General features: G+C 68.8%; 22 protein-coding genes and 1 tRNA gene. 16 read left to right on the forward strand and 7 right to left on the reverse strand.

Annotated features, from left to right (window positions below; genetic code table 11):
• Positions 1-246: 246 nt before the first annotated feature.
• Both EXU48_RS22980 and EXU48_RS22985 read right to left on the reverse strand, forming a co-directional pair.
• Positions 247-906 (reverse strand): response regulator transcription factor, encoded by a 660-nt coding sequence (locus tag EXU48_RS22980; RefSeq protein WP_133110041.1) that lies wholly within the window; start codon positions 904-906, stop codon positions 247-249.
• Positions 903-2,465, reverse strand: a complete 1,563-nt coding sequence (locus tag EXU48_RS22985) for a sensor histidine kinase (RefSeq protein WP_133110042.1) — start codon at positions 2,463-2,465, stop codon at positions 903-905. Before EXU48_RS22985 ends, EXU48_RS22980 begins: the two co-directional genes overlap by 4 nt.
• A gap of 178 nt (positions 2,466-2,643) precedes the next feature.
• Between EXU48_RS22985 and EXU48_RS22990 the strand changes: the two genes are divergently transcribed.
• The 10 genes from EXU48_RS22990 (at position 2,644) to EXU48_RS23035 (ending at position 15,490) form a co-directional block, all read left to right on the forward strand.
• Positions 2,644-2,716 (forward strand) — tRNA-Trp (locus EXU48_RS22990).
• A gap of 58 nt (positions 2,717-2,774) precedes the next feature.
• Positions 2,775-3,353 (forward strand): preprotein translocase subunit SecE, encoded by a 579-nt coding sequence (secE, locus tag EXU48_RS25470; RefSeq protein WP_328591670.1) that lies wholly within the window; start codon positions 2,775-2,777, stop codon positions 3,351-3,353.
• A 155-nt stretch (positions 3,354-3,508) separates the two neighbouring features.
• Complete coding sequence (nusG, locus tag EXU48_RS23000) at positions 3,509-4,279, forward strand: transcription termination/antitermination protein NusG (protein ID WP_133110043.1); 771 nt, start codon at positions 3,509-3,511, stop codon at positions 4,277-4,279.
• A gap of 102 nt (positions 4,280-4,381) precedes the next feature.
• Positions 4,382-4,813 carry a 50S ribosomal protein L11 gene (gene rplK / locus EXU48_RS23005; protein WP_133110044.1) on the forward strand — a complete coding sequence of 144 codons (432 nt, stop codon included), beginning with the start codon at positions 4,382-4,384 and terminating at the stop codon, positions 4,811-4,813.
• Between the two features lie 101 nt (positions 4,814-4,914).
• Entirely contained in the window at positions 4,915-5,616 is a 702-nt protein-coding gene (rplA, locus tag EXU48_RS23010; RefSeq protein WP_133110045.1) for a 50S ribosomal protein L1, read from the forward strand.
• A 332-nt stretch (positions 5,617-5,948) separates the two neighbouring features.
• Positions 5,949-6,476 carry a 50S ribosomal protein L10 gene (gene rplJ, locus EXU48_RS23015; protein ID WP_133110046.1) on the forward strand — a complete coding sequence of 176 codons (528 nt, stop codon included), beginning with the start codon at positions 5,949-5,951 and terminating at the stop codon, positions 6,474-6,476.
• A 66-nt stretch (positions 6,477-6,542) separates the two neighbouring features.
• Positions 6,543-6,935, forward strand: coding sequence for a 50S ribosomal protein L7/L12 (rplL, locus tag EXU48_RS23020; protein ID WP_133110047.1), 393 nt, complete (start codon positions 6,543-6,545; stop codon positions 6,933-6,935).
• A gap of 344 nt (positions 6,936-7,279) precedes the next feature.
• Positions 7,280-10,804 carry a DNA-directed RNA polymerase subunit beta gene (gene rpoB, locus EXU48_RS23025; protein ID WP_133110048.1) on the forward strand — a complete coding sequence of 1,175 codons (3,525 nt, stop codon included), beginning with the start codon at positions 7,280-7,282 and terminating at the stop codon, positions 10,802-10,804.
• Between the two features lie 99 nt (positions 10,805-10,903).
• Entirely contained in the window at positions 10,904-14,794 is a 3,891-nt protein-coding gene (locus EXU48_RS23030) for a DNA-directed RNA polymerase subunit beta' (protein WP_133110049.1), read from the forward strand.
• Positions 14,795-14,944: 150 nt separating this feature from the next.
• On the forward strand, positions 14,945-15,490 hold the full coding sequence (locus EXU48_RS23035; RefSeq protein ID WP_165962959.1) for an NADPH-dependent FMN reductase: 546 nt from the start codon (positions 14,945-14,947) through the stop codon (positions 15,488-15,490).
• 114 nt (positions 15,491-15,604) lie between these two features.
• On the opposite strand, the gene EXU48_RS23040 is transcribed toward EXU48_RS23035, so the two are convergent.
• From EXU48_RS23040 to EXU48_RS23060, 5 genes are read right to left on the reverse strand one after another with little or no spacing between them, the layout of a single operon-like run.
• Positions 15,605-16,573 (reverse strand): ABC transporter ATP-binding protein, encoded by a 969-nt coding sequence (locus EXU48_RS23040; protein ID WP_133110051.1) that lies wholly within the window; start codon positions 16,571-16,573, stop codon positions 15,605-15,607.
• Entirely contained in the window at positions 16,570-17,373 is an 804-nt protein-coding gene (locus EXU48_RS23045; RefSeq protein WP_133110052.1) for an ABC transporter permease, read from the reverse strand. The genes EXU48_RS23040 and EXU48_RS23045 overlap by 4 nt, the downstream gene beginning before the upstream one ends.
• On the reverse strand, positions 17,366-18,160 hold the full coding sequence (locus EXU48_RS23050; protein ID WP_235857227.1) for an ABC transporter permease: 795 nt from the start codon (positions 18,158-18,160) through the stop codon (positions 17,366-17,368). The genes EXU48_RS23045 and EXU48_RS23050 overlap by 8 nt, the downstream gene beginning before the upstream one ends.
• Positions 18,161-18,195: 35 nt before the next feature.
• Complete coding sequence (locus EXU48_RS23055; RefSeq protein ID WP_133110053.1) at positions 18,196-18,972, reverse strand: ChbG/HpnK family deacetylase; 777 nt, start codon at positions 18,970-18,972, stop codon at positions 18,196-18,198.
• Positions 18,969-20,498: an MFS transporter gene (locus tag EXU48_RS23060; RefSeq protein WP_133110054.1), complete on the reverse strand. Its 1,530-nt coding sequence runs from the start codon at positions 20,496-20,498 to the stop codon at positions 18,969-18,971. Before EXU48_RS23060 ends, EXU48_RS23055 begins: the two co-directional genes overlap by 4 nt.
• Positions 20,499-21,024: 526 nt before the next feature.
• Between EXU48_RS23060 and rpsL the strand changes: the two genes are divergently transcribed.
• From rpsL to rpsJ, 6 genes are all read left to right on the forward strand, one after another.
• On the forward strand, positions 21,025-21,399 hold the full coding sequence (rpsL, locus tag EXU48_RS23065) for a 30S ribosomal protein S12 (RefSeq protein WP_133110055.1): 375 nt from the start codon (positions 21,025-21,027) through the stop codon (positions 21,397-21,399).
• Positions 21,399-21,869 (forward strand): 30S ribosomal protein S7, encoded by a 471-nt coding sequence (gene rpsG, locus EXU48_RS23070; protein WP_133110056.1) that lies wholly within the window; start codon positions 21,399-21,401, stop codon positions 21,867-21,869. The genes rpsL and rpsG overlap by 1 nt, the downstream gene beginning before the upstream one ends.
• A 78-nt stretch (positions 21,870-21,947) precedes the next feature.
• A complete protein-coding gene (gene fusA, locus EXU48_RS23075) occupies positions 21,948-24,062 on the forward strand; it encodes an elongation factor G (protein ID WP_133110057.1) in 2,115 nt (704 codons plus the stop codon).
• A gap of 123 nt (positions 24,063-24,185) precedes the next feature.
• Complete coding sequence (tuf, locus tag EXU48_RS23080; protein ID WP_133110058.1) at positions 24,186-25,376, forward strand: elongation factor Tu; 1,191 nt, start codon at positions 24,186-24,188, stop codon at positions 25,374-25,376.
• A gap of 192 nt (positions 25,377-25,568) precedes the next feature.
• On the forward strand, positions 25,569-25,940 hold the full coding sequence (locus EXU48_RS23085; RefSeq protein WP_133110059.1) for a hypothetical protein: 372 nt from the start codon (positions 25,569-25,571) through the stop codon (positions 25,938-25,940).
• Between the two features lie 550 nt (positions 25,941-26,490).
• Complete coding sequence (rpsJ, locus tag EXU48_RS23090; RefSeq protein ID WP_006946210.1) at positions 26,491-26,799, forward strand: 30S ribosomal protein S10; 309 nt, start codon at positions 26,491-26,493, stop codon at positions 26,797-26,799.
• Positions 26,800-26,809 lie beyond the last annotated feature (10 nt).

Here is a 26,809-nt window from a genome sequence, read left to right on the forward strand (position 1 = left end):
GGCGCCGGCACCTTCGCCGGCGGCACCGGCACCGGCACCGGCGCCGGCACCCGCGCCGTCCGCGCCGTCGCCGGTGGCGCAGGCCTCGCCGGTGTCCGCCGCCTCGCCCGCGTCCGCCGTCTCCGCCGCGTCCGCGGACTCGGGCGACTGAGGCGAACGGGACGATCGCGGCGACGTCCACCGTCTCCACCGGGTCCGCGTCGACGCCGGGTGGCCACCCGTCGGGCCGCCCGGCGTCGGTGCGCCTCAGCGCAGCCGGTACCCCATGCCGCGCACCGTCTCGAAGCGCTCGGCGCCGAGCTTCTTGCGCAGATAGCGCACATAGACGTCGACGACGTTCGAACCCGGGTCGAAGTCGTAGCCCCAGACCCGTGAGAGCAACTGCTCGCGGGTGAGCACCTGCCCGGGGTTGCGGAGGAACGTCTCGGCGAGGGTGAACTCCCGGGCCGACAGGTCCACCTCGGCACCCCCGGCGCGGGCCCGGCGGGTCCGCAGGTCGAGGGAGAGGTCGCCGTGCACGAGCGTGGTCGGCTCGGCGGCGCCCGCCTCCGAGCGGAGCCGCAGACGGACCCTGGCCAGCAACTCCTCGAACCGGAACGGCTTCGCCATGTAGTCGTCGGCGCCGCTCTCGAGACCGGCCACGGTGTCCGTCACCGAGTTCCGGGCGGTCAGGATGATCACGGGAATCGTGATGTTCATCGCCCGGACCTGGCGCAGCACCGCGAAGCCGTCGATGTCTGGCAGCCCGAGGTCGAGGACCATCAGGTCGAAGTCACCGGTGCTCGCGAGGTCCACCGCCTCCCGGCCGGTGGTGACGGCGGTGGGTGCGTACCCGGCGGAGCGGAGCCCCTTCGCGACGAAGGACGAGATCCGGACCTCGTCCTCAGCGATCAGGATCTGGCTCATCTGTTCTCCAGGGTGGTGGTGCTCGGCTCGCCGCCGGCGTGGTGGGAGGGCTCGGAAGGGTGGTCCGGGCTGGGGGACTCGTCCGGCGCCGGGTCGGTCGGGCCATCGGGGTCGGCTGGGTCAGGCAACATCTCGGGCGCGGCCACGAGGGGCAAGTGGATACTGACGGTCGTGCCGTGACCGAGCCTGGACTCGGCGCTCGCGCGGCCGTGGTGCGCCGTGGCGATGGAGCGCACGATGGTCAGGCCGAGCCCGGAACCCTCGGCGGGGCTGCCCGCACGCTCGAAGCGGTCGAAGATCCGGCCCAGGTCCTCCTCGGCGATGCCGACGCCCTCGTCGCGGACCCAGAGCCGGACCTCGGTGTTCGTCGCCGAGCTCCCCAGTGCGATCGTGGATCCCGGCTCGGAGAACTTCACCGCGTTCGAGGCGAGCTGGAGCAGCGCCTGCGTGATCCGGCGCGGGTCGATCTCGGCCGTGACGTCGGCGAGGCCGTCCAGGGTCCAGCGCCGGTCCCCGAGCGGTCGGGCCTTGGTAAGGACCTCGTCGGTGAGCAGGGCGACGTCCGTGGGCTCGGGGCTGACGAAGTCGGGCCGGCTCGCCTTCGCCAGCGTGACCAGGTCCTCCACGAGCCCGTTCATCCGGTCGAGCTCGTCGAGTGCGAGGTCCTTGGTACCCGCGGCGTCGACCGGGTCGGTGGGGTCCATCAGTTCGAGGTGACCCCGGATGATGGTCAGCGGGGTGCGCAGCTCATGACCGACGTCGTCGAGCAACTGGCGCTGGGACGCGAACGCCTCCTCGAGTCGGGCCAGCATCCCGTTGATGGTCTCGGTGAGCACGGCGAGGTCGTCGTTGCCGACCACCGGGATCCGCCGGGACAGGTCGCTGGACGTGGCGATCTCGTCCGCCGCGGTGCGCAGCAGCTTGATCGGTTCGAGCAGACCACCGACCACGAACCAGCCGATCAGGGCCATCCAGGCGATCGCACCGAGGGCCACGAGGGCGTAGGTGCGGAACGTCTCGCCCAGTTCCGCGTGCTCGGCGTCGAGGTTCCAGGCGAGCACGAGGGCGCCGGGCGTGCCGCCGGGCTCCGGGGCGACCGGCACCGCCGCCACGTAGTAGGTCCGCACCTGCGTGCTGACCTGCCAGAACCGGCTCCGCTCCCAGTTGGCGGCGTCGGCGACGGCGGCGACGAGTTCGGGGTCCTCGGTGATCCACTGCTGGGTCGGACCCGCATCGGCCACCAGGGCCACCTCGGTGCCCAGCATCGAGAACATGGCCTCGTTCGGCTGCACGACCATCCTGCTCAGGGCGGTGCGCAGCAGGGCTTCCGCCGACGCGAAGGGCTCGCCCGTGGTGGGATCGATACCGTCGGTCGCGAGCTTGTCGAACTCGGCCCTCGAGTCCTGCAGGACGGCGCGGATGCGGTCGTCGACCCGGTTGGTCTCCAGGACGTAGGCGATGGTGCCGGCCAGGGCCACCGTGAGGGTCGTGAGGAGTACGAGCGCGACCATCACGCGGGTGCGCACCGAGGCGCGCAGGCGGAGTCGACGAAGGCCCATCGAACGATTATCCCGTAGTTGCCCGTGCCCGCCGGGATCCTGGACGGTGAGCCTCGGCACACGGGTTCGACCCATGGCGCCGACTCCCGTACACTCATCCGAGGTGGTTGACGCCCGCCATGATGGATCGTGCCCGAGTGGCCCTGGTCCACCGGCACCCGGGCGGCACTCATCGCGAAGGGTAGTGGCGCAATTGGTAGCGCACCGGTCTCCAAAACCGGCGGTTGAGGGTTCGAGTCCCTCCTGCCCTGCACAGTCCGTCGATCGCCCGTCGAGCCGCCATCCACACGAACGAGTTGGGGAACACCTGTGAGCACACCCACGAACCCGGAGTCGGGCGAACCCGACGGCGGCGAACGTGGCGACGTCACCGGCCCCACCGACCCCGTCGACGAGGTCTCCTCGGCGGAGGTGGCCGACGCCGACGACGTGGGCTCCGACTCCGACGAGAACGCGAGCGACGCCGTCGACGAGCCCGCGACCGACTCCTCGACGGAGGCGGCCGCCACGACCGGGAGCGCGAGCCGGTCCACCTCCCGGCGGGCCTCCTCGGACGCGGGCGGGCGGTCCGTGAGCAAGTCGGGGTCCGCGAAGCCCACGTCGGCCAGGGCGGACAAGGCCGTGGCCGCGACCGCGGGAGCCGGCAAGGGTCGCGCGACCCGGAGCCGTGCGGAGGCCGAGCGCGAGGTGCGGCTGAACGTCTTCCAGCGGATCGCGCTCTTCGTCCGCCAGGTGATCGCCGAACTCCGGAAGGTCGTCACCCCGACCCGGTCCGAACTGCTGACCTACATCGCGGTGGTGGTCGTGTTCGTGCTGATCATCATGGCGTACGTCGGAGTGCTGGACTTCGCGATCGGCAAGCTGGTGCTCTGGGCGTTCGGCTCCTAGCGCCGCAGGCTCCCACCACGATGCCCCGGGGGGCGTCACCGGCGATGTGACGCCAGTTGCGCGAAGCGGGACAATGACGAGGTCGGACGGTTCCGATTCTCGATGAAGCATGCAGGATCAACGAGCAGGACAAGACGAGGGAAGCAGGTCAGGACGTGTCTGAAGAGACCCGCGACACCGGCGAGGCGGTCGACGTCGTCGAGGAGGTCGGCGCCGACGGCGTGGACTCCGGCGACGGTACGGACCCCGCGGGCATCGCCGAGGACTCGGCCGTGTCCGAGCAGGATTCCGCCGAGGCCGGCGTCGACGCCACCGACGAGGACGAGGACCCGCTCGTCGCCTTCCGGCGCGAACTGCGGATGCTGCCCGGCGACTGGTACGTGATCCACTCCTACGCCGGCTACGAGAACCGGGTGAAGGTCAACCTCGAGTCCCGGATCCAGTCACTCAACATGGAGGACTACATCTTCCAGGTCGAGGTGCCCATGGAGGAGGTCGTCGAGATCAAGAACTCCGTCCGCAAGGTGGTCCGCCGGGTGCGGATCCCCAGCTACGTGCTGGTGCGGATGGACCTCACCGACGAGTCCTGGGGCGCCGTGCGGCACACCCCGGGCGTCACCGGCTTCGTCGGGCACACGCACTCGCCGGTCCCGCTGAGCATGGACGAGGTCATGTCGATGCTCGCCACCACGGTGGAGCAGAAGGCCCCGGCCGCGACCGGTGGTCGCGCCCCGGCCGCCACTCCCGCCGTGCAGGTCGACTTCACCGTGGGCGAGTCGGTCACCGTCACCGACGGCCCGTTCGACACCCTGCCGGCCACCATCTCCGAGATCAATGCCGAGGCCCAGAAGCTCAAGGTGCTGGTCTCGATCTTCGGCCGCGAGACGCCCGTCGAGCTGTCGTTCAACCAGGTCGCCAAGATCTGATCCCGCTCATCCGAGCAAGGGTCCGGACCGGGCCCTGACCGCAAGGTCGTGCAACCGGGTCATCGCCCACGGCGTAGGCCCATCAACAGAAAGCAGCAAGGCATGCCCCCCAAGAAGAAGGTCACCGGCCTCATCAAGCTCCAGATCCAGGCCGGCGCGGCCAACCCCGCGCCGCCGATCGGCCCCGCGCTCGGTCAGCACGGCGTGAACATCATGGAGTTCTGCAAGGCCTACAACGCGGCCACCGAGTCGCAGCGCGGCAACGTGATCCCGGTCGAGATCACCGTCTACGAGGACCGCTCGTTCACGTTCATCACGAAGACGCCGCCGGCCGCCGAGCTCATCAAGAAGGCCGCCGGTGTGGCCAAGGGCTCCGGTACCCCGCACACGACCAAGGTCGGTTCGCTGACCAAGGAGCAGGTCCGCGAGATCGCCCAGACCAAGTTCGAGGACCTCAACGCCAATGATCTCGACGCCGCGTCGCTGATCATCGCCGGCACCGCCCGTTCCATGGGCATCACCGTCACGGACTGAACCGTCCCTGACCCACAACCCGCTGCGGGCGCCACGCCCGCCGCACAGTGGAAGGGTCCGCGCGGGCCCGCACCACGACTGCTCAGTCGAAGGAGAAGCAGATGACCACGCGCAGCAAGGATTACCGCAAGGCCGCCGAACTCGTGGAGGCCGACCACGTCTACGCCCCAGCGGAGGCGATCGAGGTCGCCCGCAAGGGTGCCGCGACGAAGTTCGACTCGACCGTCGAGGTCGCGTTCCGGCTCGGGGTCGACCCCCGCAAGGCCGACCAGATGGTTCGCGGCACCGTGAACCTCCCGCACGGCACCGGCAAGACGGCCCGGGTGCTGGTCTTCGCGACCGGTGACCGCGCGGAGCAGGCCATCGCGGCCGGTGCCGACGAGGTCGGCGGCGACGAACTCATCGAGAAGGTCGCCGGCGGCTACACCGACTTCGACGCGGCCGTCGCCACGCCGGACCTGATGGGCAAGGTCGGTCGACTCGGCCGTGTGCTCGGGCCCCGTGGCCTGATGCCGAACCCGAAGACCGGCACCGTCACCATGGACGTCACCAAGGCCGTCACCGACATCAAGGGCGGCAAGATCGACTTCCGGGTGGACAAGCACGCCAACCTGCACTTCATCATCGGGAAGGTCTCGTTCAGCCCCGAGAAGCTGCTGGAGAACTACACGGCCGCCTACGAGGAGGTCATGCGCCTGAAGCCGGCCTCCTCCAAGGGCCGCTACATCACCAAGGCCGTGCTCAGTACGACCATGGGCCCCGGCATTGCGATCGACCCGGCGAAGCTGTCCGCGGAGGTCTGAGACCCGCCCGTTGCACGACCATCGGCCCGGCCCCTGAAGACGGGGGGCCGGGCCGACGTGTGAGCGTCGAGTCCGGCCGGTCACGCCGTGGCCCATCCCACAGGCCCGGGATTTGGCCCGGTCGCCGACGCTGTGTAAACTTGTGCCTGCCCAAGACCGCCGGTCGCCCGTCACACGACGGGGCCAAGTCCGCAGATGCGGAGCCAGCGCAGGTGAACGAGTTCGATCAGTGCCGGAACGTCAGTTCCGAATTCGAACCCCGTGCATCTGCGCGGGGTTCTTTCCGTATGTGCGCCCCTCGACCTTCGCGGCACATCTCGGAAGGAGGGCCCATGGCACGGCCTGACAAGGCGGCAGCAGTTGCCGAACTGACGGAGAAGTTCCGCCAGTCCACGGCCGCTGTGCTGACCGAGTACCGCGGGCTCACGGTGGCCCAGCTCAAGTCGCTGCGCACCGATCTCGGCGGTACCACCAGCTTCGCCGTGGTGAAGAACACGCTCACCGGCATCGCGGCCAAGGAGGCCGGCATCGACGCGTTCGATGGCGAGCTCACCGGTCCGTCGGCCATCGCCTTCATCTCCGGTGACCCGGTCGAGGCGGCCAAGAGCCTGCGTGACTTCGCCAAGGCGAACCCCAAGCTGGTCATCAAGGGTGGTGTCCTCGACGGGCGCGCCCTGACGTCCGAGGACGTCACCAAGCTCGCGGACCTCGAGTCCCGCGAGGTGCTCCTGGCCAAGGCGGCCGGTGCGTTCAAGGCGAAGCTGCACCAGGCGGCCTACGTCTTCAACGCCCCTGCCTCCAAGGCGGTGCGCACCATCGAAGCCCTGCGTGAGAAGCAGGCGACGGAGGCCGCGGCCTGAGGCCCGGTCTTCGACCAACCACCCACTGCTTCTCCGCAAGCAGGACCAACAGGAAGGAACGCCATCATGGCGAAGCTCAGCACCGACGAGCTCATTGACGCTTTCAAGGAGCTCACCCTCATCGAGCTCTCCGAGTTCGTGAAGCAGTTCGAGGAGACCTTCGAGGTCACCGCCGCCGCCCCGGCCGCCGTTGCGGTCGCCGCCGGCCCGGCCGCCGGTGGCGGCGCCGCTGACGAGGCCGAGGAGCAGACGGAGTTCGACGTCATCCTCGAGTCGGTCGGCGACAAGAAGATCCAGGTCATCAAGGAGGTGCGCGCCCTCACGAGCCTCGGCCTGAAGGAGGCCAAGGACCTCGTCGACAGCGCCCCCAAGGCGATCGTCGAGGGCGTGGCGAAGGACGCCGCCGACAAGGCGAAGGAAGCCCTCGAGGGCGCCGGCGCCACCGTCACCGTCAAGTGATCTGACGGCGGGTGCCCGGCTCCGCCACGTCGCGCCGCGAGCGATGACGAGGTGGAGCGCGGCGGCCCGCCTGCGGTACCAGGCCACGGCATCGACAGATGTCGGCGCGGCCACAATGACGAGGCCCGCACCGGACACGGTGCGGGCCTCGTCGCCACTGGACAAGCGTAGCCAAAGTGGCTATGCTGTCGCTTTGCGCTGTCTTCTGCCCCCAGCACATGCTTCCCGAACCGGGTTCATCGTTCACGTCCACGTGTGCGATGTCGGTCCCGGGCGAAGTTCGGGCGGGGTTTGTTCGGGGTGGTCCGGCGCGCGTGCACACAATTCGTAGGGAAGGACCCCTCTTGGCTGCCTCGCGCACCCCTTCTGCTCCGACTACCGACGCTATCGCCCAACGTACCGCCTCTCGACGGGTCTCCTTCGCAAAGATCCAAGAGCCTCTCCAGGCACCCGACCTGCTCGGGTTGCAGACCGACAGCTTCGACTGGCTGCTCGGCAATGAGGAGTGGCAGGCGCGTGTTCAGGCTGCCGTCGACTCGGGCAACAACGACGTCACCATGACCTCCGGCCTCGAGGAGATCTTCGAAGAGATCTCACCGATCGAGGACTTCGGGGCGACGATGTCGCTGTCGTTCCGGGACCACCGGTTCGAGCCCCCGAAGTACACCGCCGACGAGTGCAAGGAGAAGGACTTCACCTTCTCCGCGCCGCTGTTCGTCACGGCGGAGTTCGTCAACTACACGACCGGTGAGATCAAGTCGCAGACGGTCTTCATGGGCGAGTTCCCGCTCATGACCGAGCGCGGCACCTTCATCATCAACGGCACCGAGCGGGTCGTCGTGTCCCAGCTCGTCCGGTCGCCCGGCGTGTACTTCGAGCGCACCCCGGACAAGACCTCCGACAAGGACATCTTCACCACCAAGGTGATCCCTTCCCGCGGCGCCTGGCTCGAGTTCGAGATCGACAAGCGCGACGCCGTCGGCGTGCGCGTCGACCGCAAGCGCAAGCAGTCGGTCACGGTGTTCCTCAAGGCCCTCGGCATGACCGAGAGCGAGATCCGCGAGTCTTTCGCCGACTACCCGTCCGTGCTGGAGACCCTCGAGAAGGACAGCGTCCACACGCAGGACGAGGCGCTGCTCGACATCTACCGCAAGATCCGTCCGGGTGAGCCGCCCACGGTCGAGGCCGGCACCGCCCTGCTCGACAACTTCTACTTCAACTCCAAGCGTTACGACCTGGCGAAGGTCGGCCGCTACAAGGTGAACAAGAAGCTCGGCGTGGACGCCGCGATCGACGACTCCGTGCTCTCGCGCGACGACATCATCGCCACCATCAAGTACCTCGCCGCACTGCACAAGGGTGAGGCCGAGATCCCCGGCCTCAAGGACGGCAAGGAGGTGGCCGTCCGCGTCGAGACCGACGACATCGACCACTTCGGCAACCGTCGTATCCGCGCCGTGGGCGAGCTCATCCAGAACCAGGTGCGGACCGGGCTGTCCCGGATGGAGCGCGTGGTCCGGGAGCGGATGACCACCCAGGACGTCGAGGCGATCACGCCGCAGACCCTGATCAACATCCGTCCCGTCGTCGCCTCCATCAAGGAGTTCTTCGGGACCAGCCAGCTGTCGCAGTTCATGGACCAGAACAACCCGCTCGCGGGTCTGACCCACAAGCGCCGGCTGTCCGCGCTCGGTCCGGGTGGTCTCTCCCGTGACCGCGCCGGCATGGAGGTCCGTGACGTCCACCCCTCGCACTACGGCCGGATGTGCCCGATCGAGACCCCGGAGGGTCCGAACATCGGGCTGATCGGGTCGCTGGCGACGTACGCCCGCATCAACCCGTTCGGTTTCGTCGAGACCCCGTACCGCAAGGTCGTCAAGGGTCGCGTCACCGACGATGTGGACTACCTCACCGCCGACGACGAGGACCGCTACGTCATCGCGCAGGCCAACGCCCCGCTGACGGACGACGGCCACTTCGCCGAGTCCGACGTGCTGGTCCGGGTCCGCGGCGGGGACACGCTGGACATCGCTGCCGAGAACGTGGACTACATGGACGTCTCCGCACGTCAGATGGTCTCCGTCGCGACCGCGATGATCCCGTTCCTCGAGCACGACGACGCGAACCGCGCCCTCATGGGCGCGAACATGCAGCGCCAGGCCGTGCCGCTGGTCCGCAGCGAGGCCCCGCTCGTCGGAACCGGCATGGAGCGCCGCGCGGCGGTCGACGCCGGTGACGTCATCGTGGCCACGAAGCCGGGTGTGGTGCAGGAGGTGTCCGCGGACGCGATCGTCGTGGCCCAGGACGACGCCACCACGTTCACCTACCGGGTCGCCAAGTTCCGTCGCTCCAACCAGGGCACGTCCTACAACCAGCGGGTGCTGGTCGAGGAGGGCGCCCGGGTCGAGGTCGGTTCCGTGCTCGCGGACGGCCCCGCCACCGACGAGGGCGAGCTCGCTCTCGGACGCAACCTGCTGGTCGCGTTCATGTCGTGGGAGGGTCACAACTACGAGGACGCGATCATCCTCTCCCAGCGTCTGGTCCAGGACGACGTCCTCTCCTCGATCCACATCGAGGAGCACGAGGTCGACGCTCGCGACACGAAGCTCGGGCCGGAGGAGATCACGCGGGACATCCCGAACGTCTCCGACGAGGTCCTCGCGGACCTGGACGAGCGCGGCATCATCCGCATCGGTGCCGAGGTCGGGGCCGGGGACGTGCTGGTCGGCAAGGTCACCCCCAAGGGTGAGACCGAGCTGACCCCCGAGGAGCGCCTGCTGCGCGCCATCTTCGGTGAGAAGGCGCGTGAGGTGCGCGACACCTCGCTGAAGGTGCCCCACGGCGAGTCCGGCACGGTGATCGAGGTCCGCGAGTTCAACCGCGAGGACGGCGACGAGCTGCCCCCGGGCGTGAACCAGTTGGTGCGGGTCTACATCGCCCAGCGACGCAAGATCACCGACGGCGACAAGCTCGCCGGGCGCCACGGCAACAAGGGCGTCATCTCGAAGATCCTGCCCGTTGAGGACATGCCGTTCCTCGAGGACGGCACCCCGGTGGACATCATCCTGAACCCGCTCGGTGTGCCGGGCCGGATGAACGTCGGACAGGTCCTCGAGACCCACCTCGGGTGGGTCGCGAAGCAGGGCTGGGAGGCCGGCATCGCCGAGGGCACAGGTGCGAAGTCCGCCACCCCGGCGTGGGCGAAGAACCTCGCCCCGGAGGCGCTCAAGGGCGCGCCCGGCACCCCGGTGGCTTCGCCGGTGTTCGACGGTCTGCACGAGGATGAGTTGACGGGGCTTCTGGACTCCACGACCCCCACCCGGGACGGGGACCGGCTCGTCGACGCGACCGGCAAGGCGCGGCTCTTCGACGGCCGCTCCGGCGAGCCGTTCCCGTCGCCGATCGCGGTCGGCTACATGTACATCCTGAAGCTGCACCACCTGGTGGACGACAAGATCCACGCGCGTTCCACGGGTCCGTACTCGATGATCACGCAGCAGCCGCTGGGTGGTAAGGCGCAGTTCGGTGGTCAGCGGTTCGGCGAGATGGAGGTGTGGGCCCTCGAGGCGTACGGCGCCGCCTACGCGCTCCAGGAGCTGCTCACCATCAAGTCCGACGACGTCCCCGGCCGGGTCAAGGTCTACGAGGCGATCGTCAAGGGCGAGAACATCCCCGAGCCGGGCATCCCCGAGTCCTTCAAGGTGCTCATCAAGGAGATGCAGTCGCTGTGCCTGAACGTCGAGGTGCTCAACTCCGACGGGACGTCCATCGAGATGCGTGACACCGACGAGGAGGTGTACCGGGCCGCTGAGGAGCTCGGTATCGACCTCTCCCGTCGTCCCGACGCGAGCAGCGTCGAAGAGATCTGAGCGGCACCGTCGGTGACCGGGTCCACGTGACCCGGCCACCGACGGCCCCCTCATCCTGATTTGGTTCCACACGGTGTTCCACCGAAGGAAGTAGGAAAATTGCTCGACGTCAACGTCTTCGACGAGCTACGTATCGGTCTCGCGACCGCGGACGAGGTCCGCGCCTGGTCGCACGGTGAGGTCAAGAAGCCGGAGACCATCAACTACCGCACCCTCAAGCCCGAGAAGGACGGCCTCTTCTGCGAGAAGATCTTCGGCCCCACCCGGGACTGGGAGTGCTACTGCGGCAAGTACAAGCGCGTGCGCTTCAAGGGCATCATCTGTGAGCGCTGCGGCGTCGAGGTGACCCGTTCGAAGGTCCGCCGCGAGCGGATGGGCCACATCGAGCTCGCCGCCCCGGTGACCCACATCTGGTACTTCAAGGGCGTCCCGTCCCGGCTGGGCTACCTGCTGGACCTGGCTCCGAAGGACCTCGAGAAGGTCATCTACTTCGCGGCCTACATGATCACCTCGGTCGACACCGACGGCCGTCACGAGGACCTGCCGAGCCTGCAGAACGAGATCGACCTGGAGAAGGCCGAGATCGCGAAGCGTCGTGACCTCGACGTGGCCAACCGCGGCGAGCGTCTCGAGGCCGACCTGGCCGAGCTCGAGGCCGAGGGGGCCAAGGCGGACGCCCGCCGCAAGGTCAAGGACTCGGCCGAGCGTGAGATGGCTCAGATCCGCAAGCGCGCGGACAACGAGCTGGACCGCCTCGAGCAGGTCTGGGACCGCTTCAAGAACCTCAAGGTCGCCGACCTCGAGGGCGACGAGATGCTCTACCGCCAGCTGCAGGACCGCTACGGCAACTACTTCGAGGGATCGATGGGTGCCGGAGCGATCCAGAAGCGGCTCGAGAGCTTCGACCTCGAGGCGGAGTCCGAGTCGCTGCGGGAGACGATCCGAACCGGCAAGGGCCAGCGCAAGACCCGTGCCCTCAAGCGGCTCAAGGTCGTCAACGCGTTCCTGACCACGAACAACTCGCCGCTCGGCATGGTGCTGGACTGCATCCCGGTGATCCCGCCGGACCTGCGTCCGATGGTGCAGCTCGACGGTGGCCGGTTCGCGACCAGCGACCTGAACGACCTCTACCGCCGCGTGATCAACCGCAACAACCGGTTGAAGCGACTGCTCGACCTCGGCGCGCCCGAGATCATCGTGAACAACGAGAAGCGGATGCTGCAGGAGGCCGTCGACTCGCTGTTCGACAACGGACGGCGTGGGCGTCCGGTGACCGGTCCGGGCAACCGGCCGCTGAAGTCGATCTCGGACATGCTCAAGGGCAAGCAGGGCCGGTTCCGGCAGAACCTGCTCGGCAAGCGCGTCGACTACTCCGGTCGTAGCGTCATCGTGGTCGGCCCGCAGCTCAAGCTGCACCAGTGCGGCCTGCCCAAGCAGATGGCGCTGGAGCTGTTCAAGCCGTTCGTCATGAAGCGGCTCGTCGACCTCAACCACGCGCAGAACATCAAGAGCGCCAAGCGCATGGTGGAGCGTGCGCGCTCCGTCGTGTGGGACGTCCTCGAAGAGGTCATCACCGAGCACCCCGTGCTGCTGAACCGCGCACCGACGCTGCACCGCCTGGGCATCCAGGCGTTCGAGCCGCAGCTGGTCGAGGGGAAGGCGATCCACCTGCACCCGCTGGTGTGTGGTGCGTTCAACGCCGACTTCGACGGTGACCAGATGGCCGTGCACCTGCCGCTCTCCGCGGAGGCGCAGGCCGAGGCACGGATCCTGATGCTCTCGAGCAACAACATCCTCAAGCCGTCCGACGGACGCCCCGTGACCATGCCCTCCCAGGACATGATCATCGGGCTGTTCCACCTGACGTCGGACCGTGAGGGCGGGCTCGGCGAGGGCCGCGCGTTCACCTCCGCGGCGGAGGCCCTGATGGCCTTCGACGGCGGTGAGCTCGACCTGAACGCGAAGATCACCCTGCGGCTGACCGACCTGGTCCCGCCGGAGGGCTGGGAGGCGCCGGAGGGCCACACCGAGGGCGACCCGATCCTGTTCGAGACCACCCTGGGCCGCTCCCTGTTCAACGAGGCGCTGCCGGTGGACTACCCGTTCATCAACACGGTCGTGGACAAGAAGGTGCTCTCGGCGATCGTCAACGACCTCGCGGAGCGTTACCCCAAGGTGGTCGTCGCGGCCAGCCTGGACGCCCTGAAGGAGGCCGGCTTCAAGTGGGCCAGCCGTTCGGGTGTGACCATCGCGATCTCCGACGTCGCGACGCCGGCGAACAAGGCACAGATCCTCGAGGGCTACGAGACGAAGGCCGCGAAGGTCCAGGGTCAGTACGACCGTGGTCTACTCACGGACGACGAGCGTCGTCAGGAGCTCGTGGAGATCTGGAACCAGGCCACCGACGAGGTCGCGGCCGCCATGCGGGAGAACTTCTCGAAGACCAACCCGGTGAACCGGATGGTCGGCTCGGGTGCCCGTGGGAACTGGATGCAGGTACGTCAGATCGCCGGTATGCGTGGTCTGGTGGCCAACCCGAAGGGTGAGATCATCCCGCGGCCGATCAAGTCGAACTACCGCGAGGGCCTCTCGGTGGTCGAGTACTTCATCGCCACCCACGGCGCCCGGAAGGGTCTGGCCGACACCGCGCTGCGGACGGCCGACTCCGGCTACCTGACCCGTCGTCTCGTGGACGTGTCCCAGGACGTCATCATCCGTGAGGACGACTGTGGCACCGAACGCGGGCTCACGCTGCCGATCCTGGAGCGCACGGCCAGTGGCCAGGCACGCCGCACGGACACCGTCGAGACCAGCGTCTACGGGCGCAGCCTCGCGGGTGCGGTGACCGGCCCCGACGGCGCAGTCCTCGGTGAGGGCGGCGACGACGTCGGCGACGTGCTCCTGGACCGGCTCATCGAGGCCGGTGTCGAGCAGCTCAAGGTCCGGTCGGTGCTCACCTGTGAGTCCCGCGTCGGCACCTGTGCCAAGTGCTACGGCCGTTCGCTGGCCACCGGCAAGCTGGTCGACATCGGTGAGGCCGTCGGCATCATCGCGGCCCAGTCGATCGGTGAGCCCGGCACCCAGCTCACGATGCGGACCTTCCACACCGGTGGTGTGGCGAGCGCCGAGGACATCACGCAGGGTCTGCCGCGTGTGACCGAGCTGTTCGAGGCCCGCACCCCCAAGGGTGAGGCCCCGATCGCGGAGGTCGCCGGCCGGATCGCCATCGACGAGAGCGAGCGCTCGCGTCGCCTGGTGATCACGCCTGACGACGGCAGCGAGGAGATCGCCTACCCGGTCACCAAGCGCTCGCGACTGCTGGTGCACGACGGCGATCACGTCGCCGTCGGTCAGCAGCTGGTCGCCGGTGCCGTTGACCCGAAGAAGGTGCTGCGGATCCTCGGCCCGCGTGCGGTGCAGAAGCACCTCGTGGACGAGGTCCAGGAGGTCTACCGCTCCCAGGGCGTGGACATCCACGACAAGCACATCGAGGTCATCGTCCGGCAGATGCTGCGCCGGGTCACGGTGCTCGACTCCGGTGACTCCCGCCTGCTGCCGGGTGAGCTGGCCGAGCGGGCACGGTTCGAGGACGAGAACCGTCGGGTGGTCTCCGAGGGTGCCCAGCCGGCCTCGGGTCGCCCCGAGCTGATGGGGATCACGAAGGCCTCCCTGGCCACCGACTCGTGGCTGTCCGCGGCGTCGTTCCAGGAGACCACGAAGGTGCTGACCGAGGCCGCGATGAGCGGTCGCTCGGACTCCCTGCTGGGTCTGAAGGAGAACGTCATCCTCGGTAAGCTCATCCCGGCCGGGACCGGCCTGCCGCGCTACCGCAACGTGCGCGTCGAGCCGACCGAGGCCGCGAAGGCCGAGATCTACCCGAGCTTCGGGTACGACGAGATCGACTACACGCCGGTGTCCGAGGGCTCCGGCGAGGCGATCGCTCTCGAGGAGCTCGACCTCGGCCGCGGCTTCGAGGCGGACTTCCGCTGAGTCGCATGGCCTGAGCCACCAGCGAAGGGCCCGGCATCCCGCAAGGGGTGCCGGGCCCTCGTTCGTGTACGGGCTCGGGCCGCGGTGTGAGGCCCGGCACACTCGGCCACCGAATGGAATATGGTTGAAGATTCAGGCATTGTTTCGTGCATGCATTCACACAAGATCGGAATCATCGTCAGTTCCTCCCGCCCGACCCGGATCGGCACCAAGGTCGCCACGTGGGTCGGCGGGCTGGCACCGCACGGGGCCGAGGTCGAGATCATCGACCTGGCCGAGGTGGCCCTGCCCTTCCTCGCCGAGGCCGAGCTGCCGGCCACCGGCAACTACGCCGAGGCCAGCACGGTCGCCTGGGCCGAGCGGGTGCGCACCTATGACGCCCTCATCGTCACCCTGCCCGAGTACAACGCCGGCTACCCGGCCGTCGTGAAGAACGCCATCGACACCCTCCACGCCGAGTGGAACGAACTGCCGATCGGCATCGTGGGCTACGGTTGGGGCGGCGCCGCGGGATCCGCCCGGCAGTTCGGCGAGGTCCTCGACCGCGTCAAGGCGCTGCGCCTCGACGGTCCAGGCCTCAGTTTCGGCCAGGACCTCACGCCCGACGGCGACTTCCTCGACGCCGCTCCGGCCGACGACGTGCGTGGCCTCTACGACCAACTCGTCGCCGCCGTGCGCGAGAAGGTGGCCGCCTGACCCGCCGGCCCTGACCCGTTCCGACCGCAGCGGCGGTGGCGCTCGGCGCCACCGCCGCTCGTCTGCCCGGCCTCGGTGGCGGCACCGGGCAAGGGGCCGAGGATGGCTGCCGGCTCAGGCCCCGCTGGCGTACAGCCGTCGGACCACGTCCTCGATGTCCGGCTCCTCGATCGTCAGGTCGCGCACCGAGGCCCGTGCCGACACCTGCGCGAGGACCGCGGCCGCCGTCGTCGATCCGGGTGTGAAGGCCAGCCGCTGACGTAGCCCGTCGGCCTCGACGCCGAGCAGCCGGGTGCCGGCGACGTCATCGAGTGGGGCCGCGTTCTCCTCCAGGTCGACGACGATCACCCGGTCGGCACCGACCCGCCGGACGAGGCCGGCGAGGGTGCCGTCGTAGGCCATCCGCCCGTGGTCGACCACGATGATCCGGTCGGTCAGGCGCTGCACGTCGTCCATGTCGTGCGTGGTCAGCAGGAGCGTGGTGTCGGACGTGGCGCGTTCCTCGAGCAGGAACTGGCGCAGCCGCTCCTTGCTGAGCACATCGAGCCCGATGGTCGGCTCGTCGAGGATGAGGAGGTCGGGGGAGTGCAGCAGCGCCGCCGCGATCTCACCCCGGATGCGCTGCCCGAGGCTCAACTGGCGCACCGGTGTCTCGAGGAAGTCGCCGAGGTCGAGCCGCTCGACGAGCGTGTCGCGCCGCGCCCGCAGCGCCTGGGGCCCGAGCCGGTGGATCGCCGCCAGGGCGCGGTAGGACTCCGAGAGTGGCAGGTCCCACCACAGCTGGGACCGCTGCCCGAACACCACCCCGATCCGCCGCGCCAGTTCCCGGCGGTGGCGGTGCGGGTCGAGGCCACAGGTGCGGACCCGTCCGCTGGTGGGCACCAGGATGCCGGTGAGCATCTTGATCGTGGTGGACTTCCCGGCGCCGTTGGCGCCGATGTAGCCGACGGCGGCGCCCGCCTCGATCGTGAAGGCCAGGTCGGCGACCGCGCGGGTGACCGAACGCCGTCGGCGCAGGCCGCGACCGGTGTGGACGACGAAGTCCCGGCTCAGGTCCGTCGCGCTGATGATCGGTTCGGTCATGATCCCGCTCCCGTGTAGTGACGCAGGCCCGCCCGCCAGCCGAGCAGGGCGACGGTCCAGATCCCCGCGGCCGCAACCGGCGCGAACCAGCCAAGCACCGCCGGGGTCCAGGCCGGGCCGGAGTGGCCCAGCAGGACCAGGGTCGGTAGGTACGCGGTGAACGCGGCCGGCACCACGAACGTGAACAGCACCCGCATCGGCAGCGTGAAGATCGAGGTCGGGTACGAGGCCGCATAGTTGCCGCCGTAGGTGAACGCGTTCGCGAACTCCCCGCCCTCCACGAGCCAGAACTGCACGCCGGCCGCGCACACGAACAGCGCTGCGAAGATCACCGCGCTGAACACCGGCGTGAGGACGGCCAGGGCCACCAGCGCCGGCGACCACGCGATCGTGTTCATCGACAGGGCGACCACCAGGACCACCACGGCCACGGCCGTGCGGCCGAGTCGGCGTAGCTGCAGGTCGCTGGTGATGAGCTGGGCCAGCACCGGCAGCGGTCGCAGCAGGAACGCGTCCAGTGTTCCGGTGCGCAGGTACCGGGGTAGCGAGTCCACGTGCCCGACCACCATGTCCGCGGTTGAGAAGCCGATCCCGGCGAAGGAGAACAGCAGCAACGCCCCGGCCAGATCCAGCTCGCCGAGCACGCTGATCGAGGAGAAGATTACGAGCACCTCGGCGAGCTCGAGGACCCCGATCCCGGCCGCGCCGACGAGGTCCATGGCGAAGGACCGTCGGTAGGCCAGCTGGGCGCGCAACCGCGAGGCGAGCAGCGCCCGGTAGGGCCTCAGCAGCTCAGCCACCCTGCACCACCACCTTCCGGGCCCCGACCTCGAACACCACGCGACCGATCACGAGCAGGCCGATCGCCCAGGCGACCTGCTCACCGAGCAGGATGAACGCCTCCGGCCCGTCGGCCCGGCCCATGATGATGTCGATCGGGTGCTGCAGCATCGCCGGGAACGGCGTCCACGCCGCGATCGTCGCCAGCCAGGGCGGGAACCAGTGCACCGGGACGACCAGGCCGCAGAGGAGGTTGGAGGCGACCAGGTAGAGCGTCGTCACCCCGCGCAGCTCGAGGAGCCAGAAGGCCGCCAGATTCATGAGCCAGCGGCACGCGAACGACACCACGACGGCGAGGGTCACCGAGACGAGGCCGAGCAGGTAGGGGAGAGCCTCGGCGGGCAGTGCCAGTCCGGTCACGAGCGCGCCGACCAGCAGCGGTGGCGCACCTCGTGGTAGGAGTTGGAACGCGGCCCGGCCCAGATCCGCGGCGAGATAGCCGGCCTGAGGGTCGATCGGGCGAGCCAGGTCGATGGCGATGTCGCCGGTCCGGATCCGCTCCGCGAGCTCGGTCCAGGTGAACACGTTCACGGGGCCGATCAGGGCCTGGGCGAGCCAGGCGTAGGTCGCACCGGTGAGCGCGTCGTAGCCCGCCAGCGTGCCGCCCGCGGCCCCGATCGCCCCCATGGTGATGGCCGCCTTGATGAGGCCGAACACCGAGTTCGTGAACGCCCCGGCGGCGGCTGCGGAGCGGTACGCGGACCACCTGCGCCAGCCGAGACCGGCGTAGACGGCGAGTGCGGACACAAGAGCGAGAACTTACTCGCGCCCCCGGACGGGCGTCAAGGCCCGGCTCCCTCCTGGGGCGATGCCCCGTGCGCGGCCCAGCTGGTCGGCACGACCCCCGCCGCCTCGAGGCGCGCCCGCAGCAGGCCGTCCCGGAGCAGTTCGAACTCCCAGACGCGCTTGGCGCCCAGTCCGTCGATCTCGGCGACGGCCGGATGCAGGAAGAACTCGCTGACCCCGGCCGGGAGCGTCCCCACGGCAGCGGCGTAGGTGCGTGCCGCGTCCCGCGGGCCGTCGATCGCCGCCACTGGCCGCGGGTCGGTGTGGATCGTCTCCGGAAGCCGGACCCCGGAGTCGTCCGCCAGGGCGACGGCGAGCCGATGTGCGGCAGGTGCTCCGGTGCCGTCGGGCAGACGTCTGGGCAACCGGAGCGGCAGGCGGTGCCGGGCGGCCACGGCGATGGCCTCCATGAGGACCCCGCCCGGCCGGGTCGCCTCCGGGCCAAGGCCGTAGAGAGCCTCCGTGTGCAGGTCGAGGTGGGTGGGCGGAGCGGCGCGGGTGCGCATCCAGTCCACCTGGTCCTCGATCGCGGCCTCGATCTCGGCGTGGCCCGCCGTGGCGAGCCAGGCCGGCTCGAACTCCACGTGGAGCCCGACGGCGATCGGCAGTTCGAGCTCGAGGGCCGCCTGTGCGTGGTCCCGCCCGACCAGCAACGAGGTCGCCGTGACGGTGCCGGACGCGGCCAACTCCGCGACGGCGTCGTTGACCGCGGGGGACAGGCCCAGGTCGTCCGCGGTGATGATGGCACGGATGGCACGGACGTCTCCGCTCATGCGCGGGGAGGCTCGCCGGCCTGACGGGGCGCGGCGGGCGGGTCGTCGTCGCTCACCCGGGCGCCGGTGTTCGGGTCGTGGACCGCCGCCGCCTCTGCGACCTCCGCGCCGGCGGGGCCATCGATGGTCCCCGTCGGGACGATCTCGGCTGCTGCGCCGCGGTCGAACCGGACGAACCGGGACAGGATCGCGGCGCAGGTCACCAGGACGAACGGGAAGGTGGAGAGCAGGAACCGGGCCGCCTCGTCCGGGCGAGTGCCCGTGTCGTCGCCGCTGTGGAACCCGAACAGGGCGGCCACGGCGAGGAAGCCGAGGGACTTCACGAACGCGTTCAGCCGGTTGAAGAAGCCGAACGCGGACAGGAACATGCCCTCCCGGCGGACCCCGGTGCGCGCGGTGTCCTCGTCGAGGAGTCTGGCCACGATCAGGTCCATGGTGGCCATCACCCCGCTGTAGCCGAGGCCGACCAGGGCTCCGCAGACGATCGCGGTGGCCAGCGAGTTCGCCAGCGACATCGACGCCAGCGCGAGCGCGAGCACGATCAGGGCGATCCGCCAGATCGGTTCCGGGCCGTACCGCCGGACCAGCCGGGTCCACAGCAGCAGGCACATGGCGGAGATGCCGATGACCGTGGCGAGCAGGTACGTGGCGTTGCCCTCGGGCAGGCGCAGCGTGTACTTGACGAAGAACGCGACGGCGGCGATCACCAGCGCCATGCCGGCGGAGTAGAGCCCGCTGGTGACGGCGATCAGCCAGAACTTCCGGTTCGCGACGATGACCCGCAGCGAGTCGAGCAGCCGAGGCTGCTCGGCGGACAGGGCCCGTGGATCCTCACGGGCACCGAGCGCGCAGAAGATGATCACCACGGCCGCGACGGCCCCGAAGATCATGGCCGTCCGGGAGTAGCCGATCGCGGTCGTGATCATCGGGGTCAGCGCCACCGAGATGATCATCGCGACCAGCTGGAAGCCCTGCCGGAGCGAGTTCGCGACCGCGCGGCGGCGCTCGTTCGGGAACAGTTCCGGCAGCAGAGCACCGTAGTTGGCGTTCACAAGGGAGTCGGAGGTACCGGTCAGCACGGTGAAGACGGCGAACCAGACGATCAGGGTGGTGCCCTCGAGGCCGGTGGGCGGCGAGAAGAACAGGATGAACGAGATCGCGAGGATCGGTGCGGCCAGGATCATCCACGGGCGGCGGCGGCCCCACCGGCTCCGGGTCCGGTCGGAGAGATAGCCGTAGACCGGGTTGTCGATCGCGTCGATGACCGCGTAGACGCCCATGACCGCCGCGTAGGCGCGCCCGTCCATGCCGAGTTCGACGATGTAGAAGTACGCCATGAAGGCCGTGAACATGTTGATCGGGATCGACGTGCCGAACATCCCGACCGCGTAGCGGGCCGGCGGGGTGCCCGGTCGTCCGGAGGTCTCGGGCAGCCCGGTCGGGCGGGCTCCCGCGGGCGTCCCCGGCATCGGCGCGACCGCCGTCGCGGACTCGACCGCGCCGTCGTGATCGCCGTGTGTCGTCATCGTCGACCCCTTCTCCTGCCGTTCCCGCCACCTGCGAGCGGCCGACCGTCACCTGCCTCGAGCGTAGTGCGCGTCCGGAACGTGGACTCCGCGAACGAGGTCCCACCATGAACCTCCGATCGGCGCTAGGTTGGTGCCGCAGACCAGCGGCCGGGTCGGTGGAGGGTGTTTCGCACCACACCATGCCGCCCGCCTTTGACGCCCTCGTCGCGCGGAGAGTACTCTGGTCGGCAGTGCCCGCTCTGTCGGGCTCTCGCGTGCGCGCTCCTCACCAGGCCGCGGCTCCGAAGGGGGCTCGACCAAGGACGAGCGTGCGGTGGGTTCGCCCCCGTCCGGCACGCACACCGACCACCACTACATCCCGTGATGGGCCTGTGATGGGCGAGGTGTGTGTGAAGAACCGGGGCCGACACGCCCGAGCGCGGGGGTCACGTCGGGGTGGAATACGCCGGGCGCGAGCAGTGTTCCGGTCCTGATCGGCACCCCGATCACCAACGAGCAGTCAGACTTTCGAGACGGAGATGTAGTGCCCACCATTCAGCAGCTGGTCCGCAAGGGTCGCAGCGCCAAGGTCGGCAAGACCAAGACGCCTGCCCTCAAGGGCAGCCCCCAGCGTCGCGGCGTGTGCACCCGCGTGTACACGACGACCCCCAAGAAGCCGAACTCGGCCCTGCGCAAGGTTGCCCGCGTGAAGCTGTCCAGCCAGATCGAGGTCACGGCCTACATCCCCGGCGTCGGTCACAACCTGCAGGAGCACTCCATCGTGCTCGTGCGCGGTGGCCGTGTGAAGGACCTCCCGGGTGTCCGTTACAAGATCGTGCGTGGCGCCCTCGACACCCAGGGCGTTCGCGGCCGTCAGCAGGCTCGCAGCCGCTACGGCGCGAAGAAGGAGAAGAAGTAATGCCTCGTAAGGGTCCGGCCCCGAAGCGGCCGCTCGCGATCGATCCCGTCTACGGCTCGCCGACGGTCACCCAGCTGGTGAACCGGGTGCTGCTGGACGGCAAGAAGTCCACCGCCGAGCGGATCGTCTACGGCGCCCTCGAGGGCGTCCGCGAGAAGACGCAGTCCGACCCGGCGGTCGTGCTCAAGCGCGCGTTGGAGAACGTCCGTCCGACCCTCGAGGTCCGGTCCCGCCGCGTCGGCGGTGCGACGTACCAGGTGCCGATCGAGGTCCGCGCCTCGCGTCAGACCACGCTGGCCCTGCGGTGGCTCGTCGACTACGCGCGCGCCCGCCGCGAGAAGACGATGACCGAGCGACTCATGAACGAGATCCTCGACGCCTCGAACGGCCTCGGTGCCGCGGTCAAGCGCCGCGAGGACACCCACAAGATGGCCGAGTCGAACAAGGCCTTCGCGCACTACCGCTGGTAGTCGACCCGGTCGTGGCGCCGGCACCCCCGGCGCCATGACCCACCTGATCACGCTCGTATCGACCAGAAGAGAGCAACTGTGGCACTCGACGTGCTGACCGACCTCACCAAGGTCCGCAACATCGGCATCATGGCCCACATCGACGCCGGCAAGACCACCACCACGGAACGGATCCTGTTCTACACGGGGGTCAACCACAAGCTCGGTGAGACGCACGACGGTGCGTCGACCACCGACTGGATGGAGCAGGAGAAGGAACGCGGCATCACGATCACCTCCGCCGCGGTGACCTCCTTCTGGAACGGCAACCAGATCAACATCATCGACACCCCGGGCCACGTGGACTTCACGGTCGAGGTGGAGCGCTCGCTGCGCGTCCTCGACGGCGCCGTCGCCGTCTTCGACGGCAAGGAGGGCGTCGAGCCGCAGTCCGAGACGGTGTGGCGTCAGGCCGACAAGTACGACGTGCCGCGCATCTGCTTCGTCAACAAGATGGACAAGCTCGGTGCGGACTTCTACTACACGGTCGACACGATCATCAAGCGTCTCGGTGCCAAGCCGCTGGTCATGCAGCTGCCGATCGGCTCCGAGAGCGAATTCGTGGGCGTCGTCGACCTGGTCACGATGAAGGCGTTCGTGTGGCCGGGTGACGCCAAGGGTGACGTGAGCATGGGTGCCGCCTACGAGACCCGCGAGATCCCCGAGGACCTCCTCGAGCGCGCGCAGTCCTACCGCGCCCAGCTGATCGAGGACGTCGCCGAGTCGTCCGACGAGCTCATGGAGAAGTTCCTGGAGGGCGAGGAGATCAGCAACTCCGAGCTCAAGGCCGGCATCCGCAAGATGACGATCAACTCCGAGGCCTACCCCGTGTTCTGTGGCTCGGCCTTCAAGAACCGTGGCGTGCAGCCGATGCTGGACGCGGTCATCGACTACCTGCCGTCCCCGATCGACGTGCCGCCGATGATCGGTCACGACCCGAAGGACGAGGCGGTCGAGCTGACCCGCGCGCCCTCGGAGGAGGAGCCGTTCTCCGCCCTCGCGTTCAAGATCGCGGCGCACCCGTTCTTCGGGACGCTGACGTTCATCCGCGTCTACTCCGGCGTCGCCCACCCCGGCGACCAGGTCATGAACACGACCAAGGGCCGCAAGGAGCGCATCGGGAAGCTGTTCCAGATGCACGCCAACAAGGAGAACCCGGTCGAGGAGGCCCACGCCGGCCACATCTACGCCGCGATCGGCCTCAAGGACACCACCACCGGTGACACCCTGTCGGCCCTCGATGCGCCGATCGTGCTCGAGTCGATGTCCTTCCCGGACCCGGTCATCTTCGTGGCCATCGAGCCGAAGACGAAGGGTGACCAGGAGAAGCTGTCCACGGCCATCCAGAAGCTCTCGGCCGAGGACCCGACGTTCACCGTCTCGCAGAACGAGGACACCGGCCAGACCGAGATCGGCGGCATGGGCGAGCTCCACCTGGACATCCTGGTGGACCGCATGCGTCGCGAGTTCCGCGTCGAGGCGAACGTCGGCAAGCCGCAGGTCGCCTACCGCGAGACGATCCGCCGCAAGGTGGAGAAGCTCGACTACACCCACAAGAAGCAGACCGGCGGCTCCGGCCAGTTCGCGAAGGTCCAGATGACCTTCGAGCCCCTCGACAGCGAGTCGGGCGAACTGTACGAGTTCGACAACAAGGTCACCGGTGGCCGCGTCCCGCGGGAGTACATCCCGAGCGTCGACGCCGGTGTGCAGGACGCCCTGCAGGTCGGCGTGCTCGCCGGCTACCCGCTCGTGGGTATCAAGGCCACCCTCCTGGACGGCGCGTACCACGACGTCGACTCCTCCGAGATGGCCTTCAAGATCGCCGGCTCGATGGCCCTCAAGGAAGGCGTCAAGCGCGCCGACCCGGTGCTGCTGGAGCCGGTCATGGACGTCGAGGTGCGCACGCCCGAGGAGTACATGGGCGACGTCATCGGCGACCTGAACTCCCGCCGTGGCCAGATCCAGTCGATGGAGGACGCCAGCGGCGTTAAGGTGGTTCGCGCCTTGGTGCCGTTGTCGGAGATGTTCGGCTACATCGGTGACCTGCGGTCCAAGACCCAGGGTCGTGCGGTGTACTCGATGCAGTTCAGCAACTACGCCGAAGTGCCTCGGAATGTCTCCGAGGAGATCATCAAGAAGACCCGGGGCGAGTAGTCCCACAGGTCGACCCTGTTTCACCATCACCAAACCGACCCGTAGGATCACTCAGTCTCAGTGGGGCGACAGCCAGTCACCTCAGATGCTGCGTATAACTACCCAAGTTCCAGGAGGAACCCAGTGGCGAAGGCCAAGTTCGAGCGGACCAAGCCGCACGTCAACATCGGCACGATCGGTCACGTCGACCACGGCAAGACGACGCTGACGGCTGCCATCTCCAAGGTGCTCGCTGACAAGTACCCGGACCTGAACGAGTTCACCCCGTTCGACCAGGTCGACAACGCTCCCGAGGAGCGTCAGCGCGGCATCACGATCAACGTCTCCCACGTGGAGTACCAGACGGAGAAGCGCCACTACGCGCACGTTGACGCCCCCGGTCACGCTGACTACATCAAGAACATGATCACCGGTGCCGCGCAGATGGACGGCGCGATCCTGGTGGTCGCGGCGACCGACGGTCCGATGGCCCAGACGCGTGAGCACGTGCTGCTCGCCCGCCAGGTGGGTGTGCCCTACCTGCTCGTCGCGCTCAACAAGTCCGACATGGTCGACGACGAGGAGATCCTCGAGCTCGTCGAGATGGAGGTCCGCGAGCTGCTGTCGAGCCAGGAGTTCGACGGCGACGAGGCGCCGGTCGTGCGCGTCTCCGGTCTGAAGGCCCTCGAGGGCGACCCGGTCTGGGTCAAGTCCATCGAGGACCTCATGGAGGCCGTCGACGAGAACGTCCCGGACCCGGTCCGCGACATCGAGAAGCCCTTCCTCATGCCGATCGAGGACGTCTTCACCATCACCGGCCGCGGCACCGTCGTCACCGGTCGGGTGGAGCGTGGCCAGCTGAAGGTCAACGAGGAGGTGGAGATCGTCGGTATCCGCGCCCCGCAGAAGACGATCGTCACCGGCATCGAGATGTTCCGGAAGCTGCTCGACACCGCTGACGCGGGCGAGAACGTCGGGCTGCTGCTGCGTGGCACGAAGCGTGAGGACGTCGAGCGCGGCCAGGTCGTCTCCAAGCCGGGTTCGATCACGCCGCACACCGACTTCGAGGCCCAGGTCTACATCCTGGCCAAGGACGAGGGCGGCCGTCACAACCCGTTCTACGCGAACTACCGTCCGCAGTTCTACTTCCGCACCACCGACGTCACCGGCGTCATCACGCTGCCCGAGGGCACCGAGATGGTCATGCCGGGCGACAACACCGAGATGACGGTCGAGCTGATCCAGCCGATCGCCATGGAGGAGGGCCTCGGCTTCGCCATCCGTGAGGGTGGCCGGACCGTCGGCTCCGGTCGAGTGGTCAAGATCATCAAGTGATCCACCGCCGGGCGCGAGCCCGGCGCGGGACATGACGAAGGGCCCGACGGCGTCACGCCGGCGGGCCCTTCGTCGTCCCCGCTCGGGCCCGAGCGGCCGCCGGGACCGGTGGTTGCCGGGCGCTCCGGACGTGGCAGAGGTCCCCATGTCCCCGCGACCGGCCGGGCCCGGGTGCCGGATAGGCTGGTCCGCATGGGATGGTTCACACAGGGGAATGACGCCAAGGGTCCGACGCCAGCCGAGGCGGAGGCGCTGTGGGACGCCGAGGCGCCTGAGGCCGGGCCGGGTGCGGCCACGCTGAAGCTCACCGACGCGTTCCAGGTGCCCGGCAGCGGTGTCGTGTTCACCGGTCGCGTCGAGAGCGGCACGTTCCGGGTCGGCCAGCAGGTCATCGTCACGGGGAGGTCGGGCTTCGCCCGCGGTACCATCGGCGACATCTCGCTCGGCCAGGAGCGGCCCGCGTCCGTGGGCGCCGGCAAGTACATCAGCTTCAACGTGGCGAACCTGAGCCTGCGGGTCGAGATCCTCGGGCTGGACGAGAACGCGAAGATCGTCGGTCTCTGAGCCGCGCCGCTGGACGGCGGACGCGGTCCGAGGGCGGCCTCCGGGCCGACGGCGATGTCGAACTCGGCCGCCGTCCGTCCCGCGTTCCCGGCTCGTGCCCGGCGGGACCGGCTCGCGTCCGGGCGAGCCCTCCCGTGCGGCCTCGAGTCCTGCTGGTACGGTGACGGAGGCCATCCGAGGGGTGCGGCCCCCGGCCGACGTGACCTCCGGCGTCGGGCCGTGTGGTGCAGGCCACCGGTGCCCGAGTTGGGATCTGCCCATGACCTGTGGCAGACTGTTCAGGTTGCCTCGTGCGAGGGGTGCAGGACACGCGTGTGCGTGGGTCGGAGGTTTCCGGCCGGGCGCAGACACGACGAGTCCGGCCATCGACGCGGCAGCCGACCCAGACCGATCCGATTTGACTGGCCCGCGGGGCAGGCGAACGGATCACACAAGTCATCTTCCGACCCAACACCAACCGGTGTACGGCGGTGGGGTGCGCCGCACAGCGCGACACGCCCGAGCGCGGGGGTCGGTCAGTTGGTACTAAGAGAGAGAGTCAGACGACGCCATGGCGGGACAAAAGATCCGCATCCGGCTCAAGTCCTACGACCACGAGGTCATCGACAGTTCGGCGCGCAAGATCGTCGACACGGTGACTCGCGCTGGTGCGACGGTCGTGGGCCCGGTGCCGCTGCCAACCGAGAAGAACGTGTTCTGCGTCATCCGTTCTCCGCACAAGTACAAGGACAGCCGCGAGCACTTCGAGATGCGCACGCACAAGCGGCTGATCGACATCGTGGACCCGACGCCGAAGGCCGTGGACTCGCTCATGCGACTCGACCTGCCGGCCGACGTCAACATCGAGATCAAGCTCTGAGGACTCAGTC

Origin of the sequence: Occultella glacieicola, assembly GCF_004353825.1 — a bacterium.
GTDB lineage: Bacteria > Actinomycetota > Actinomycetes > Actinomycetales > Beutenbergiaceae > Occultella > Occultella glacieicola.

Bases quoted from the DNA above. Each gene is read 5' to 3' on its own strand.
- rplL (WP_133110047.1), top strand. From the start codon at position 6,543: ATGGCGAAGCTCAGCACCGACGAGCTCATTGACGCTTTCAAGGAGCTC.
- EXU48_RS23055 (WP_133110053.1), bottom strand. From the start codon at position 18,972: ATGAGCGGAGACGTCCGTGCCATCCGTGCCATCATCACCGCGGACGAC.
- EXU48_RS23035 (WP_165962959.1), top strand. From the start codon at position 14,945: ATGCATTCACACAAGATCGGAATCATCGTCAGTTCCTCCCGCCCGACC.
- rpsJ (WP_006946210.1), top strand. From the start codon at position 26,491: ATGGCGGGACAAAAGATCCGCATCCGGCTCAAGTCCTACGACCACGAG.
- rpsG (WP_133110056.1), top strand. From the start codon at position 21,399: ATGCCTCGTAAGGGTCCGGCCCCGAAGCGGCCGCTCGCGATCGATCCC.
- rplK (WP_133110044.1), top strand. From the start codon at position 4,382: ATGCCCCCCAAGAAGAAGGTCACCGGCCTCATCAAGCTCCAGATCCAG.
- EXU48_RS22985 (WP_133110042.1), bottom strand. From the start codon at position 2,465: ATGGGCCTTCGTCGACTCCGCCTGCGCGCCTCGGTGCGCACCCGCGTG.
- rplA (WP_133110045.1), top strand. From the start codon at position 4,915: ATGACCACGCGCAGCAAGGATTACCGCAAGGCCGCCGAACTCGTGGAG.
- EXU48_RS23040 (WP_133110051.1), bottom strand. From the start codon at position 16,573: ATGACCGAACCGATCATCAGCGCGACGGACCTGAGCCGGGACTTCGTC.
- EXU48_RS23085 (WP_133110059.1), top strand. From the start codon at position 25,569: ATGGGATGGTTCACACAGGGGAATGACGCCAAGGGTCCGACGCCAGCC.
- rplJ (WP_133110046.1), top strand. From the start codon at position 5,949: ATGGCACGGCCTGACAAGGCGGCAGCAGTTGCCGAACTGACGGAGAAG.
- EXU48_RS23060 (WP_133110054.1), bottom strand. From the start codon at position 20,498: ATGACGACACACGGCGATCACGACGGCGCGGTCGAGTCCGCGACGGCG.
- EXU48_RS22980 (WP_133110041.1), bottom strand. From the start codon at position 906: ATGAGCCAGATCCTGATCGCTGAGGACGAGGTCCGGATCTCGTCCTTC.